This is a genomic window from Ruegeria sp. 6PALISEP08, from assembly GCF_001238295.1.
Classification (GTDB): Bacteria; Pseudomonadota; Alphaproteobacteria; order Rhodobacterales; family Rhodobacteraceae; genus Ruegeria.
Genome location: NZ_LGXZ01000015.1, coordinates 46,533 through 61,099 on the forward strand (window position 1 = coordinate 46,533; position 14,567 = coordinate 61,099).

Consider the following 14,567-nt stretch of genomic DNA (forward strand, 5'->3'; position numbering starts at 1 on the left):
GTTCTAGAGAGCTTTGAAATCTGACCTATTCTATTGCGAGAATGCTTCAGTCGCAAACCAAACCGGCAGAATCACGCAAGTATAGACGATTGTACGTTTGCTCAGCGCCGTCAGGCACGCTATGCCGGGTGACAACACAATTATCAGGTCGATCATGACGCGTATCGTTTCTTTACTGTTGATTTGCTTTGTCGCGCTTGCGGCATGTACTGACACCCGCACGACAGCCCTTGGCGCAGATGGCCGCCCCCTGCCGTCGGTTTACAAAATCCGGGGCAACCCGGAAAAGCTGCAATTCCGAATGCTTGATTCGGTCAATGCGCTGCGTCAGGCTCAGGGCCTCCAATCTGTGCAACTGAACTCTCAGCTGAACGCTGCCGCAGCTACTCATTCTAAAGATATGGCCCGGCAGAACCGACCCTGGCACTTTGGATCAGATGGGTCATCCCCGATCGATCGGGCCGCACGGGTGGGTTACTTCGGCACATTCCTGGGCGAGACCATTTCTGAAACCTACGAGACCGAGACCGAAACCCTGGCCGCCTGGATGCAAGAACCCGGACCGCGGGCGGTCATCTTGGATCCAAAGGCAACTCAGATGGGATTCGCCTGGCATCAGGAAAGCGGCGGGAAAATCTGGTGGACGCTGGAAATGGGAACAGGCGGCTGATCCCGATCACGGTTTACACAAAAAAGCCCCCGGATTTCGGGGGCTTTTTTTATTCCATCATGCAGCTTGCACGGATTGGGCTTCGGTCAGGATCGCATAAAGTTTGACCGGGTCGGGATTTGCCCGAAGCTTGGTACAGACCGAGGTATCCCGCAAAGTACGCGACACCAGAGCCAGCGCTTTTAGGTGATCCACACCCGCCTCTTCCGGCGCAAACAACGCAAAGGCAATGTCCACGGGCTGGCGATCAACCGACCCGAAATCGATGGGTTTTTCCAGCATGACGAATACACCCGAAACCGACTCGAGTTCGGACAGGCGCGCGTGCGGCAGCGCCACACCATGCCCAACGCCTGTTGGTCCAAGGCTTTCGCGCTCCAGCAGGGAATCGACCACGGCCTGAGCATCAAGGCCCCGGGTTGCGGCGGCCACGTCGCCGATTTCCTGAAACAACCGCTTCTTGCTGGAAGCGGCAGAAAGTACACGCACTGCCTCGGGCTTCAGTATGCTCGAAAGCTCCATGATCACGCTCCATGGCACGGCACCCGCCTATGCGGGTGCGGTCCCGTTTTTCTTGCCTGTTATGGATCAATCCAGCCGATGTTACCGTCATCACGACGGTAAACAACGTTCAATCCATCCTTGTTCTCGTTCCGGAACACCAGTACCGGAGCACCGGCAAGTTCCATTTGCATCACGGCTTCCCCAACGCTCAGCGATGGAATCTTCGTCTCCATCTCAGCCACAATCATGGGCTGCAGCGATTCGGGCTCATCCGCTGTATCCGATTCGTCAGAAGCGAGGATATAAGAGGACGCACCAAAGAGTTCAACCGGCTCTGCCCGGTCCTTGTGGTGGTCCTTCAGGCGGCGCTTATAGCGGCGCAGTTGGGTTTCCATCTTATCGCAGCATGCCTCAAACGCTGCGTAGATCTCGGTCGCGTGCGCCTTGGCCTGTGCCGTCAGGCCCGTGGAAAGGTGCACAGTTGTTTCGCATACATATTCATGCGCTGAACGGGAAAAGACGACGTTGGCATCTGTTGGCCGCTGAGCATACTTGCCCACAACCTCGCCCAGCTCGGTCTGCACATGTGTCTGCAGGGCCGCGCCGATGTCGATCTGTTTTCCGCTGATTTGGTAACGCATGTGATCTCCTTCACAATTCACACCCATTCTGACGTCGCAGGCCGCGACGAACTTGTTTTTATCGGGTGGGGGGTCGCGACATTTTCTGCGGTTGCCTCAATACCTGCCCTTCAATGAAGGGACATCGAGATCCAGACTGGAACCGAGTAAATGCCATGGACCAATTGAGGCAAGAGACGAAGGAAGAGTCAATCAAAACAGGCGTGTATATACGCGATTTCCGCCATGCACCCGACGCAAACCGGCGCAAACCTATGAAATACGGAAGTTTTCGCCCAAATAAACCCGACGCACGTTCTCGTTTTCGACAACCTCATCGGGTGTGCCGGACATCAGAACCTGACCGTCATGCAGGATATATGCGCGATCCACAATTTCCAGCGTTTCCCGGACGTTGTGATCCGTGATCAGCACACCGATTCCTCGTTTTTTGAGGTCGGCCACCAGATGCCGGATGTCCCCGACACTGATCGGGTCGACGCCTGCAAAGGGTTCGTCCAGCAACAGGTATTTCGGATCTGCAGCCAAACAGCGCGCGATCTCGACACGGCGGCGTTCACCGCCCGAAAGCGCCAAGGCCGGGGCACGGCGCAAATGCTCGATGGAGAAATCCGACAAGAGTTCTTCCAACCGCTCTTTGCGCCTATGGGCGTGTGCGACCGTGATATCCAGAACAGCGGCGATGTTGTCTTCTACGCTCATACCGCGGAAAATCGACATTTCCTGCGGCAGATACCCAATCCCCATTCGAGCGCGCCGATACATGGGCAAAGTCGTGACGTTTTGCCCGTCGATTGTCACCTTACCCGCCTCGGGGAACACAAGGCCGGCCACGGAATAGAAAGTTGTGGTTTTACCTGACCCGTTCGGCCCCAACAGTGCCACGACCTCGGACCGGTCCAATGTCATCGACACGTCGCGAATGACCGTTTTCTTCCGGTAGGATTTACGCAGCTTCTCGATGCAAAGACCTGAACTGCCTTCGGCCAAAGTCAGGCTGGGGCGCGCCATCAGTTGTTGCCCTGCTGCAGGATCGTTTTGACACGCCCGGTCATCGTCGCAGTGCCCGTCGTCAGGTTGGCGTTCATCTGATCGCCGCTGATGATACTGGGGCCCTGCGTCAGAAGGACATTGCCCTTCATCACGATCACGCCGGAATCGATTGTGTATTCCGCCCAATCGCCTTCAGCCGCATCCGGCGGGCTGACCAGAACCACGTTTTCGGTCGCTTCCATCCGTTCGATGGCCGAGCGTTCCTGATTGTAAATCACCAGCACCCGTTCAGCGGTCAGCCGCATTTCGCCCTGCACGACAATGACATTTCCGAGGAATTCGGCAGACCCGTCGTCCTGATTGACGTTTAGCGTTTCCGAAGTCACTTCGACTGGAAGGCTGGGATCGGCATTCGCAGAGCCAAAGGCCACCTGCGCCTCCTGAGCCGTCGCGGCACCCGCGATCAAAGCGAGGCACAAAGGAACAAAACGAAAATCGAACACACGTTATCTTTCTGCTTTTTCAGGCTCGTATACCAGCTTCACACCGTCTGTAAAAACAATATGGACTGGACCATCCTTTTTTTCAGTCCCAAACGTCATGCGACCGGCGGAAAAGTCACCGATAGGCCCAGTTCCATTCACCTGCCCCGGAGTGTCGCCCCGGATTTCGTCCAGAGACGTGTTGAGCAGATCCGTTGTAACCTGAAGCCCGTCAGCAGTGGTGATCACCACGTCGCCGACAAAAGTTGCCGTGCCTTCGTCAGGACGGATCAAACCGGAGTTTGAATCCAGCGTGATCGTTCCACCGCTCAGCAGACCGAACCGGCCCCGGAATTCGGACGCCGTCGGGGTCGTGTCCTCGCTGCCCTGGGCGGCTTGAATAGCCTCGATATGCACATTTTCACCCTTGCGGGTCGTCCCCTGATAATTGGGCTGCGTAACCACCTGCTGCGCCAACCGTTCATCAATGTCTTTTTCCGCAAATGGCACGGACACGTTTGTTTCGATACTGCGGGACAGCAGGAAAACAGTGGACAGCATCACGATGGCCGCAAGCGGCAACAGCACCTTCAGGAACTGCACCATGCGGGAATACCTGTCCACGTCGCTCTCCTCAACCCAAACCGACGCGCAGGCAATCGTGAATGTGCAGCAAGCCCAGCGCTCGCCCGGTGCCTTCGGGCTCGACCACGAACAATGATGTGATCTTGCGGTCATTCATGATGGCGACGGCCTCTTGAGCCAATGCGCCGGGGGCAATGGTTGTCGGGTTCGAGGTCATCACCTGTGCGGCTGACTTGCCCATAAGACCGTCCAGATGCCGCCTCAGGTCGCCGTCAGTGATGATCCCGGCCAACGCGCCCGAGGCGTCGGTAACACCGGCCACACCGAAGCCTTTCTGGCTGATGACAATCAGCGTATCCCCCATGGGCGTATCGGCTGCCACCAGAGGTAATGCCGCGCCGGAATGCATGAGGTCCTGCACTGTACTCAACAGCGCACCCAGTTTGCCACCGGGATGGAAGGCGCGGAAGTCCTCGGGGCGGAAGTCGCGATATTTCATCAGCGCAATCGCCAGCGCATCGCCCATCGCCAGAGTCAACGTGGTCGAGATCGACGGTACCATGCCAAAGCCACATGCCTCACCCATCGACGGGATCAGCAGATGCACATCCGCCTGTTTCATCAGCGTGCTCTCGGGCTTGCTGGACAGGCCAATCAGCGGGATGCCAAAGCGGCGTGTAAAGGCCAACAGGTTGGCCAGTTCCGGTGCCTCGCCCGAGTTTGAGATCGCCAAGACCACGTCGCCCTTGGACACCATACCCAAGTCGCCATGGCTGGCTTCGGCCGGGTGTACGAAATACGCAGGCGTCCCAGTACTCGCCAGCGTCGCCGCAATCTTGTGGCCGATATGGCCGGACTTGCCGATCCCGCTGACGATGATGCGACCCGTTGCTTGCAGGATCAGTTGCACGGCCTCGGCAAAGTGTTCATCCAGGCTATCGGCCAGCACGTCCAGCGCACGGGCTTCGTCTGTGATGACCTGACGGGCGGTTCTCAGAAAGGCTTCGGTATCGGTCATGAGTGCGCAAAGATATCCGTTTCGGGCCAACCGGCGAGGTCCAGCTTCGCACGCATCGGCAGGAAGTCAAAACAAGCCTGTGCCATCTCGGTCCGATCCTCGCGGGCCAGCCGCTTGTTCAGTTCGTCCCGCAGGCGGTGCAGGTACAGAACGTCCGAGGCCGCATAGTCCAGCTGAGCCTCCGTCAGGGCTTCAGCACCCCAATCGCTCATCTGCTGCTGTTTCGAGATATCGACGCCAATCAGTTCCTGACACAGGTTTTTCAAGCCATGACGATCGGTGTAGGTGCGCACCAACCGGCTGGTGATTTTGGTGCAATAGACTGGCGCAGCCAGCGCACCGAACGTGTGGTACATCGCGGCGATGTCAAAACGTCCAAAATGGAACAACTTAAGTACGTCAGGGTTTTCCAGCATGGCACACAGGTTCGGTGCCTCGGTCTGACCCTTTTCCACCTGAACGATGTGGCTGTCGCCGTCGCCGCCCGACATCTGGATCAAGCACAGACGGTCGCGATGTGGGTTCAGCCCCATGGTTTCACAGTCAATGGCCACGACGGGGCCCAGATTCAGCCCGTCCGGCAGGTCGTTTTTGTACAAATGGTTCGCCACGCGACTATTCCTTTGTGCGATATCGCCCCCGAGATAGGCGGTTTAGTCCCTAAACTCAACGCCGTCCGAAAGTCGCGGGCAAATCAGCGCCGGGCACTTGATCATATCCCCATGGGGGGGATAAGGATAGGCTATGTCAAATCAACTCCACGAGTCACATCCACAGATCACGGCCCGGCTGAAACGAGCCCATGGGCATCTGGCCAAGGTCATTGCCATGCTGGAGGGACAGGCCCCCTGTTCGGACATCGCCCAGCAGCTGTTTGCTGTTGAAAAAGCCGTCACGAATGCCAAACGCGCTCTGATTCACGATCACATCGACCATTGCCTGTCCGCCGACGGTGATGGCAGCGGAATTGAAGATTTCAAAGCGATTACAAAGTATCTCTGAGCCATGCTGAGCATTCTGAAAAACCGAACCTACCGCCACCTGTTCGCCGCCCAGATCGTCGCCCTGACCGGAACCGGGCTGGCCACGGTTGCGCTGGGGCTGCTTGCCTTTGATCTGGCCGGGGATGCTGCGGGTCTGGTTCTGGGCACGGCACTGACGATCAAGATGGTGGCTTACGTCACCGTTGCCCCGCTCGCTGCCGCTTTTGCCGAGCGGCTGGACCGCCGAAAAATGCTGATCGTGCTGGACCTGATCCGCGCTGTGGTGGCCCTGTGCCTGCCTTTCGTGACCGAAGTCTGGCAGGTTTACGTGCTGATCTTCGTGCTGCAATCGGCCTCGGCCGGGTTCACACCCGCGTTTCAGGCAACAATCCCAGATGTATTACCTGATGAGGGCGAATACACGCGCGCTTTGTCCCTTTCACGTCTGGCTTACGACATGGAAAGCCTGTTAAGCCCGATGTTCGCCGCCGCATTGTTGCTGCTGGTCAGCTTCAACAACCTGTTTTTGGGTACGGCACTGGGATTCGTTGCTTCCGCACTTTTGGTGGTTTCGGTCGTACTACCTTCACCCAAACCAAGCAAACCCCGTGGCATATATGACCGCACCACCCGTGGTATCCGCATCTATCTGAAAACACCCCGGCTGCGCGGGTTGCTTGCGCTCAACTGGAGTGCGGCCGCGCTGAGCGCAATGGTGATCGTCAACACAGTGGTTATCGTGCGCGCGAATCTGGGCCTGTCGGAAAGCGCCGTGGCCATTGCCTTGGCCGGGTTCGGAGGTGGATCGATGCTGGCGGCGTTTACCTTACCCCGCCTTCTGGATCGGATCGAAGACCGTCGGGTTATGGTCGTAGGGGCCGTTTTTGCCACCGGTTCCATGGCCTTGGCCGCAATACTGACCACAACCGTTCCTCTGTCGCTGGGCCTTCTGACCGTGTTTTGGGCGTTTACCGGTTTCGGGTACTCTACCACGCTCACACCCTCGGGGCGTCTTTTGACCCGATCAGCCCATCCCGAAGACCGCCCTGCCGTTTTCGCCGCACAGTTTACCCTTTCGCATGGGTGCTGGCTGGTGCTTTACCCACTTGCAGGGTGGCTGATGACGGTGTTTGGATCGACTGTCGCGCTCAGCAGCATGGCGACATTGTCCGTGGTGGGTGTGATTGGCGCGATCAGCTTGTGGCCACGTGTCGATCAGGACCCCGTCGTCCACGAACATCCCGATCTGCCACCCAATCACCCGCATCTGGCCGGATCGGGCATCCACGCTCATCCGATCATCATCGACGATCTGCACCCGCGCATCCCGAGTGAGCCTTGAGCAAGGGCTTCAATCTGATCTAAACCCGGACTTGCCACAAACCGGAGCCCCAATGGACCAGCTTGACCGTCGCATCATCGCCGCCCTGCAAGCCAACGCGCGCGCCTCGACCACTCAGATCGCAGCCGCGCTGGGTGTGGCCCGCACAACGGTACATGAACGGATCAACCGAATGGAGCAGCGCGGCGTCATCACGGGTTACACCGTGCGCCTTGGGTCAACGGAAGATACACCCAAAGTGCAGGTGATCGTCATGCTCGAAGTGCAGCAGAAAGAAACGACCCGGATCATCAAGCGGCTTGAGGCCTACCCCGAGGTCAAACTGTGCCTGTCTATCAACGGTGAATTCGATCTGATGCTTTCGGCCGAAGCACCCCGGCTGGAAGATCTGGATGTTCTGGTCGACGAACTGGCCAAGATCCCAGGTGTTTTGCGTACAAATACCAGTATTGTTTTCGGGCGCAAAATCGACCGAAACTGAAGCGGCGTTAACGGTCTGTAAACCGATCAATGGCTAGCTTAGCCGGGACAGTTCAGAATCCCGGACCGGCAGAATGCCAAATTAAAAGATCCCGCTCGTTCTCGTGTTCCTGCTTGTGACGTTGGCCCAGGCAGTGTTTGCCGCGCCCAATGCCCGCATAGGACATCTGTGCGATCAGGCTGCGCGACGTGCAGCTTTGTCCCAAGGAGTACCCCTGGACGTTCTGCGCGCCATCTCGCGCGTTGAAACGGGCCGCACACTAAAGGGTCAATTTCTGCCCTGGCCCTGGACCATCAATGTCGAAGGTCAGGGATACTGGTTCAAGTCCGAAGATGCGGCCAAGGGCTACGTGTTCAAAATCTTCAAAGCGGGGACGCGCAACTTTGATGTGGGCTGCTTTCAGATCAACTATCGATGGCATGGCAAGGCATTCCGCTCGATCGACGCGATGTTCGATCCGGATGAAAACGCAACCTACGCCGCCCAATTCCTGAAAGACCTGCATGCCGAGCTTGGCTCGTGGCCTGCCGCCGCCGGGGCTTATCATTCCCGCACCACGTCCTTGGCCGAAGCTTACAAAGGGCGGTTTCAAACGGTACTGGCACAGCTTGAAGACTCGGCCCAGCCCCGGCTTGCGGCCATGCCCCGCGATCCCTTCACCGGGGCCGCAACCCCTTTGATCCCAATACAGACGAACTCGCCCCACACCGGCGCATTGGGGTCTTTGGTACCAACCGCGGGCGCTGCAACCGCGTTCATCGCCTTCAATTAGGAGCGTTAGGTGCCCCAGATCGACATCCGGTCCCTGTTTTCGCCAACTGTCCTGCTGGCTCTGGCGCTGATGACAGTCATCGTCATGATGATCCTGCCCATGCCCGCCTGGGTGTTGGACGTGGGTCTGGCCACCTCCTTTGCTCTGGCCATCTTGATTTTCACACTAACCCTGTTCATCGAACGCCCACTGGATTTCTCGTCCTTCCCGACGATCCTGCTGGCATCTCTTATGTTGCGGCTGTCGCTGAACGTGTCTTCGACAAAACTGATCATCGGACAAGGGCATACCGGCCCAAACGCAGCAGGCGATGTCATTGAAGGGTTCGCCAATTTCGTCATGGGCGGCAGTATTTTTCTGGGCCTTGTGGTGTTTGGTGTTCTGTTGATTGTGAACTTCATGGTCATCACCAAAGGCGCGGCCCGGATGGCTGAGGTCGGCGCGCGTTTCGCGCTGGACGGGATGCCGGGCAAACAGCTTGCCATCGACAGCGACATGTCCGCCGGGGCCATCGACCACCAGCAAGCCAAGGAACGACGTGAACGGCGAAGACTTTCGACCGAAAAACGTGGCCGCGGTTTTGGTCACTGCCAGCCTCCCGCCTTTTGCAAGAGTGGGCGGTCAGATCGATGTGACGGTTTCGGCCATCGGCGATTCCAGCAGCCTGTTGGGGGGAACGCTGATCATGACCCCTCTGAACGCAGCCGACGGTCAAATCTATGCAGTTGCGCAAGGCACAATCCTGGCAGGTGGCGTTTCTGCCGAGGGCGCAGCCGCTTCGGTGGTGAGAGGCGTGCCGACGTCGGGCGTCATCCCCTCTGGTGCACGAGTCGAGCGTGAAATTGACTTTGACCTGTCGACCCTGACCCAGATGCGTCTCGCACTGAGAGAACCCGATTTCACCACAGCTGCACGGATCGAAACCGCAATCAACACCGAGTTCAACAGGGCAGTGGCCATCATGCGGGATTCGGGAACGGTTGAGCTTAACGTCGCCGCAACACAGGCGGTTTCAACGGCCCATGCCATCGGGCGCATTGAAAACATACTGGTCGAACCTGAATCAAAAGCGCGTGTGGTCGTCGATCAGCGGTCCGGCACGATTGTCATGGGGCAAGAGGTTCGAATTTCGCGTGTGGCAGTCTCTCAGGGCAATCTGACTTTGACAGTGCAAGAGGCACCGATTGCCGTGCAACCCAACCCGTTTGCCAGGGGTGAAACAGTAGTTGTGCCCCGCACCATCGCTGGAATCGAAGAGGAAGAAGGCACCGGTCTTGCCGAAATCCCCGAGGCCACGACGCTGTCCGAAGTGGTTGCAGGTTTGAATGCGCTGGGCGTGTCGCCTCAGGACATGATCGACATTTTGAAAACCATAAAGGCAGCGGGCGCGTTGCACGCAGAGTTCATAGTCAGGTGACAAGCAGTTCAAGCTATAAGGGCGTGCTGATTGCACGCCCCCTGCACTTTATTTCGACTTCCAGCTGTCCAGCCAGCGCCGAAACCTGTTGCGGCGTTCTTCAATTGCGTCGCCCGCCGCATACAATCCGTCTTCCACGTTTTCGATCATCGGATCGATCCGAGCTTGTCGGAACCTGCGCCAACGCACCCATATCGCCCAGACCACCGCTGCGAATATCGTCAGGAAGATGATGTTGAACCAAGGGATAACTCGCGCATCCGGCCCATCCACATGTTTGATGAAGATGGCGTTTGGAAAAATCGACAGAAACTCGTTGCGCCAGCCGTAATGGGTGACGACCACCCATTTCGGATTCTCCTTGGTCGACTTGGCATCATTGGCTTCGGTATACAGGTTCGCTGTATCGAATTTGAAATAGGGCGGCCAGCCCCAGCCGGTATCCTCGTTTCGATAAACGATAGGCTTACCGTTGTCACGAACGGCCTGAATGAACTGCACGTCCCGGTTGGCCAGGCTTGCGGATTGGTCCTGAGACTCGGACCAGAAAATCCGAGTCCAGTCGTTCAGGTCCTGCCGTTCTTCATACGTGTTGACGATGCGGACAATGTCATGCTGCGGCAATGAGTATTGCAGGACCGCTGCAATCGTGCCCCAGAAAATGATAATGAACGCCCATTTCACATAGGCCATGCCTTAATCCTCACATGTAATTCACAATGTAGATCAGCGCGCCAATCGCCACCCACGGCACAATATAGACACCCAGGATCAGTTTGCGCCGGAACGAATTGTCATACACATGCAATCCGCGTTCGACAAAGGCTTCCTTGTTGCCCGTTTTGCCCTTTTCGTCCCACCAGTCCTCCAGTTTGCGCCGCCGAATGCCGCGCGAGTAGAAGGAAAGCGCCGCATAGGCAATCGTCTGGATCACCAGCATGATTAGCAACAGGCGCAACAATCCGAACATATCAGCCTTTCCTCATCGAACCCCATGGACCGACCCGAGCGATTAGGTCATCGCTGACCCGGTCATCGCCGCTCATATCCGGCTCATGCCCGAACAGCGCGGCGCGGGCTCCTTGCTTGTCCACCTGATACTCGCGTGCAAGGAAGTCGGCAACATAAGCCTTCTTGCTCTCGGGCCAGCCCGAGTAGGTGCGGTAGAATAGCTCTTTATGGCAGATAAACATCTGGCGCGGGTCCAGCGGGGCCAATTCAGACAACAGCATGTTCACCAGATCGCGGTTCGGCGTATCGGCGGCGCGTAATGTATAGAAATAGGCCGGATGGTCCGAGGTGATACGCGGCCACGGCCCCCCATCGCTCGCCCAGCGCAACAGTTGCGCGAGCCCATGATAGGCTTCGGGCAGGCGATCCGAGTGATTGCGCGCCAAGCGCCGCATGTCACTGCGATCCAACCCTGTCAGATCGACATCTGCATCCGCAGCCGCGTCAACAGTCAGGAAATCCATCTTCTGCTGCAGGATCGCTGCAGCATCCACACCGCGCGCTTTGACGATGGGTTCGACCAGATCGTTATAGCCCAGAAACTTGGCAATCTGGTTCCGCTGTAACGGGTCAAAGGTGTATTTGATCGGCAAGTCGTCAGGCTTGTCACCCATGCAGATCGCCGCCGGGTGGTCCATGTCCGGGAACAAGTAGAGCCCGCCGAAATGCGCCGTCCAGAAATTGCGCTGCTCGAACGCAGTATGGCGCAGGCGGACGGGGTTTCGGGTGACGTCGCCGGTTTCCTTGGCCGTTTCGATCATCCTGGCGATCAGTACGTCGTCGAACCACGCGTCTTCCTCGGTTTTGAACCGTTCAACCATGCCAGCCAGTTGCTGTGCCTTGCGCAGGGTGCCGCCTGCTGTGTCGGCCTCAATCTCGATCTTGCGCAGGTTCAGCAGATCGCGCGGGGTGCTGAGTTTGATGACCGAGTTCACCAGCTCTCCGGCCACCGCATCGGTGGCGGTCAGGGCAAAAAGCTGCGCCTCGTTTATCTCGATGAATTCGCGCAGAATGTCGCGCGAGGTTGAGAATTTGACGTTCAGCAACGGTGCGCGTTTCTGCTCGGTCGTCAGCAGGATGAACTGCCGGTTCACGCCGTTGGGATTGAGGTAAAGCTCATCCTCCAGCTCAATCCCCACCTCGGGCGAATAACCCGAGATATCGACATGGAAATCCGTGAGCGCCGTGGTCTTGCCCGCCAGATGCTGCAGCGCGCGGTTATACCGCTCGACCAGAGCCGGGCTGGAGATGTGGACGAGATTGCCGAACATCAGGCCTTTTTCGATGAGGCGGATCAACTTTTTCTGTTCCTTCGAATAGAGCCTGTTTTATTCAAATTAGCCATTTGCCTGCGTTGACGGCGTATGCGCTTTGCGGTTTCCTTTGCTTCTGTATCCATCGGAAAAAGATCGTGACGGGTATAATAGCCTAGACAACAGATTGACGCCGATATCATCGGGCCAATCACAAGAATCCATGGAAAGGCCAAGACTACAATCACAGTTCCTGTAAGAAGGAATATGGCCCCAGCACCAAATCTACCAACTGACAGCAGCCCATAGACCTCTATAGCCACGCTAGGCACGAGCGCCATACCTACAAGCGGTGCACAAAGAAGCGCTACAATAAAAGGCACTCTTCCTTCAACTGCGAACCAACCTGTGAAAAAGCTGGCTATCGCGGCAACGGGAAAATAACCTACTTCTAAGAGCACATCGTCCACTACCCCTTCCCCTCCAAATACCGCCGCTTGGCTTCTTCCATCCGGCCCATCTCGCGGACGGCGTTTTCGATGGCGACCTCGTCGCTCTTGTCGGCATAGCGGAACTCGCTGTCGGCGTAGCGGTTGATCTCTTGCATCACCATGTCCACCGTGATCGGCTGGCGCAGGTCTTCGATCATGGCTTTCTTGGTGTCGTAGTCGCGGAACAGGAACAGGTCGGGGTTTTCCATCCACTCGTCGGGCAGTTCGAAATCCATCGCGCGGACCTTGACCGCGTCGGTGATGTTTTTGATCGCGCGACCGGTGAACCGCTCATCCGCCTGCTGGATCGCCTTGAGGTAGGTGCCCATCTTGGCAATCGTATCCATCTGGCCGATATCGCCGGAGACCCGGTCATAGACCTGCAATAGAGCCTCTTCATGCGGGCGGGAATGGCTTTCGAAACTGGCGGCGACGGCCTTTTTGATCTCCTGCGCGGCATAGGCTTCGTGCTCGCCCAGCGGGATGTCGTGGTTGCGACCCATCAGCAGGTGCAGGATGTCGATGTAATCCTCGCGCGTCTGCGGCCCGTCGACCAGGAACCGTGCGCCCGCCCGCTGGCGCAGGGCGTCGTCCACATTCTCGGGGTAGTTCGAGAACATGCCAAAGGTGCAGTTGCCGCGCACGACGGTGTTGGCGCCCGCAAAGCTCTCCATCAGCACGGCGGTAATTTCCAGCTGCCCGGCCGAGGACTGCCGGTCGCCGCGTTTGCCTGCCAGTTGGTCGATGTCGTCGATTGTGCCAAAGCCGATGACCGAGGGGTCGATGATCGTGTTGATAAAGGCCTTGGCGTTCTGGCCGGATTTGCCCTGATAGCTATCGATATTGTCGGTGCTCAGGTTCTGATAGCGGAACGGATAGCCCGCGTTCTGGCAATAGTCGTTGATCAGCCCGGCCATCATCTGGATCAGGGTGGTCTTGCCGGTGCCCGGTTTGCCGTCGCCCATGAAGGTAAAGATGAACCCGCCAAGCTCGGCAAACGGGTTCAGGCGGCGGTCGAAGTCATAGGCCATCACCATCTTGGCCAGCTTCATCGCCTGATATTTGGCAATATGGTTGCCGACCACCTCGTTCGGTTTCTTGAACGTCATGGTCAGGGTGGTGGATTTGGCTTTGGAGGCCGGTTCGAACCCCCGGATCGTCAGATCATCCGCCTCGATATGCCAGGCGGCGTTCTGGAACGGGGCCAGATGCCCTGCAGATTGGGCGCGCAGGGTGGCCTTGTCCATCAGCTGTTCAGCATAGGCGCTGGTGGCCGCGATCAGATGCGCGTCGTCTGGCGCGTGTTTGGCCAGCGTCTGGTCCAGCTCCCACAACGCACCGTGCAGGGCGAGTTGGCCATTGTCGGTCAGAACCTCTTCGATTTCGCCAACATCAACAGTGGTTTCGCCCAGATGCGAAGACATCAGATAGGCCAGCGCATTGCCGAATGTGTGCGAGGTGATCAAAGCCTCCGCCGTCAGAAGTTCCGAGAATTCGGTCTTGCGCGCCGCAGGCAGGTTCCCGGCCAAATTCGCGCGCTTGAGATCAGCCAACGAGGTCTGCTCCGCGTAGGTCTCAGCAACCGCCAAGGCGATAGCGATAGCCCGGCGAATGGCCTGCTGCGTGGTGGCCTGCGGCGGCGAAACCAGCGCATCGCCATCATCCGAAGCCTCGATCCGTTCGACCAGATGCACCCCATCGGCACGTACGGTTCGACGTGTCACCAGACCCGGCGTTGTTGACCGAAACCGTCGCCCGGTTGATACGCCCGGAGAGCGTTCATCGGTGGCTTCAACAGCCTTGGCAATCCGTGGCGCATGCTCGAACCCGTTCAGCAGGGCAGTCGCTGCCGGATAATGCTTGCGAATATCGTCTTCGCGCAATTCCATCTGATCTGGCGTCAAACTCATTTCATAAACCGCTC

17 protein-coding genes and 2 pseudogenes are annotated in these 14,567 nt (G+C 57.7%); 7 read left to right on the forward strand and 12 right to left on the reverse strand.

All coding sequences use genetic code 11. The features are described 5' to 3' along the window. The first annotated feature begins 154 nt into the window (after positions 1-154). The gene (locus tag ALB80_RS18485; RefSeq protein WP_050605633.1) at positions 155-670 is read left to right on the forward strand and encodes a CAP domain-containing protein; all 516 of its coding nucleotides are present in this window, start codon (positions 155-157) and stop codon (positions 668-670) included. A gap of 57 nt (positions 671-727) precedes the next feature. On the opposite strand, the gene ALB80_RS18490 is transcribed toward ALB80_RS18485, so the two are convergent. The 7 genes from ALB80_RS18490 to ALB80_RS18520 form a co-directional block, all read right to left on the reverse strand. Beyond that, positions 728-1,192: a PTS sugar transporter subunit IIA gene (locus ALB80_RS18490; protein ID WP_050605576.1), complete on the reverse strand. Its 465-nt coding sequence runs from the start codon at positions 1,190-1,192 to the stop codon at positions 728-730. Positions 1,193-1,251: 59 nt separating this feature from the next. Continuing rightward, entirely contained in the window at positions 1,252-1,815 is a 564-nt protein-coding gene (hpf, locus tag ALB80_RS18495; RefSeq protein WP_050605577.1) for a ribosome hibernation-promoting factor, HPF/YfiA family, read from the reverse strand. A gap of 252 nt (positions 1,816-2,067) precedes the next feature. Beyond that, positions 2,068-2,826 carry an LPS export ABC transporter ATP-binding protein gene (gene lptB, locus ALB80_RS18500; protein WP_050605578.1) on the reverse strand — a complete coding sequence of 253 codons (759 nt, stop codon included), beginning with the start codon at positions 2,824-2,826 and terminating at the stop codon, positions 2,068-2,070. Beyond that, on the reverse strand, positions 2,826-3,311 hold the full coding sequence (locus ALB80_RS18505) for an LptA/OstA family protein (protein ID WP_050605579.1): 486 nt from the start codon (positions 3,309-3,311) through the stop codon (positions 2,826-2,828). Before ALB80_RS18505 ends, lptB begins: the two co-directional genes overlap by 1 nt. A 3-nt stretch (positions 3,312-3,314) precedes the next feature. Then, positions 3,315-3,914 carry an LPS export ABC transporter periplasmic protein LptC gene (gene lptC, locus ALB80_RS18510; protein ID WP_050605580.1) on the reverse strand — a complete coding sequence of 200 codons (600 nt, stop codon included), beginning with the start codon at positions 3,912-3,914 and terminating at the stop codon, positions 3,315-3,317. A gap of 10 nt (positions 3,915-3,924) precedes the next feature. Beyond that, positions 3,925-4,893 (reverse strand): SIS domain-containing protein, encoded by a 969-nt coding sequence (locus tag ALB80_RS18515; RefSeq protein ID WP_050605581.1) that lies wholly within the window; start codon positions 4,891-4,893, stop codon positions 3,925-3,927. Next, positions 4,890-5,504 carry a ribonuclease D gene (locus tag ALB80_RS18520; RefSeq protein ID WP_050605582.1) on the reverse strand — a complete coding sequence of 205 codons (615 nt, stop codon included), beginning with the start codon at positions 5,502-5,504 and terminating at the stop codon, positions 4,890-4,892. The genes ALB80_RS18515 and ALB80_RS18520 overlap by 4 nt, the downstream gene beginning before the upstream one ends. Before the next feature lie 133 nt (positions 5,505-5,637). On the opposite strand from ALB80_RS18520, the gene ALB80_RS18525 reads away from it, so the two are divergent. The 6 genes and pseudogenes from ALB80_RS18525 to ALB80_RS18550 form a co-directional block, all read left to right on the forward strand. After that, positions 5,638-5,895: a metal-sensing transcriptional repressor gene (locus tag ALB80_RS18525; protein WP_050605583.1), complete on the forward strand. Its 258-nt coding sequence runs from the start codon at positions 5,638-5,640 to the stop codon at positions 5,893-5,895. 3 nt (positions 5,896-5,898) lie between these two features. Next, complete coding sequence (locus ALB80_RS18530) at positions 5,899-7,218, forward strand: MFS transporter (protein ID WP_050605584.1); 1,320 nt, start codon at positions 5,899-5,901, stop codon at positions 7,216-7,218. 52 nt (positions 7,219-7,270) lie between these two features. After that, positions 7,271-7,699 (forward strand): Lrp/AsnC family transcriptional regulator, encoded by a 429-nt coding sequence (locus ALB80_RS18535; RefSeq protein WP_050605585.1) that lies wholly within the window; start codon positions 7,271-7,273, stop codon positions 7,697-7,699. Positions 7,700-7,802: 103 nt separating this feature from the next. Then, complete coding sequence (locus ALB80_RS18540; protein ID WP_083445362.1) at positions 7,803-8,471, forward strand: transglycosylase SLT domain-containing protein; 669 nt, start codon at positions 7,803-7,805, stop codon at positions 8,469-8,471. Positions 8,472-8,480: 9 nt separating this feature from the next. Beyond that, positions 8,481-9,032 (forward strand): annotated as a pseudogene (locus ALB80_RS21970) (FHIPEP family type III secretion protein); the annotation flags it as partial. Then, positions 9,007-9,888, forward strand: a pseudogene (locus ALB80_RS18550) (flagellar basal body P-ring protein FlgI); the annotation flags it as partial. The pseudogenes ALB80_RS21970 and ALB80_RS18550, both read left to right, overlap by 26 nt. Positions 9,889-9,936: 48 nt before the next feature. Here ALB80_RS18550 and ALB80_RS18555 read toward each other — a convergent pair. From ALB80_RS18555 to ALB80_RS18575, 5 genes are read right to left on the reverse strand one after another with little or no spacing between them, the layout of a single operon-like run. Then, the gene (locus ALB80_RS18555) at positions 9,937-10,581 is read right to left on the reverse strand and encodes a DUF1523 family protein (protein ID WP_050605587.1); all 645 of its coding nucleotides are present in this window, start codon (positions 10,579-10,581) and stop codon (positions 9,937-9,939) included. Positions 10,582-10,591: 10 nt separating this feature from the next. Continuing rightward, entirely contained in the window at positions 10,592-10,858 is a 267-nt protein-coding gene (locus tag ALB80_RS18560) for a hypothetical protein (RefSeq protein WP_050605588.1), read from the reverse strand. Between the two features lies 1 nt (position 10,859). Further along, a complete protein-coding gene (locus tag ALB80_RS18565) occupies positions 10,860-12,197 on the reverse strand; it encodes a DUF6638 family protein (RefSeq protein ID WP_050605589.1) in 1,338 nt (445 codons plus the stop codon). Then, positions 12,194-12,622 carry a hypothetical protein gene (locus ALB80_RS18570; RefSeq protein ID WP_050605590.1) on the reverse strand — a complete coding sequence of 143 codons (429 nt, stop codon included), beginning with the start codon at positions 12,620-12,622 and terminating at the stop codon, positions 12,194-12,196. The genes ALB80_RS18565 and ALB80_RS18570 overlap by 4 nt, the downstream gene beginning before the upstream one ends. Next, complete coding sequence (locus tag ALB80_RS18575; RefSeq protein WP_050605591.1) at positions 12,622-14,553, reverse strand: ATP-binding protein; 1,932 nt, start codon at positions 14,551-14,553, stop codon at positions 12,622-12,624. Before ALB80_RS18575 ends, ALB80_RS18570 begins: the two co-directional genes overlap by 1 nt. Positions 14,554-14,567 lie beyond the last annotated feature (14 nt).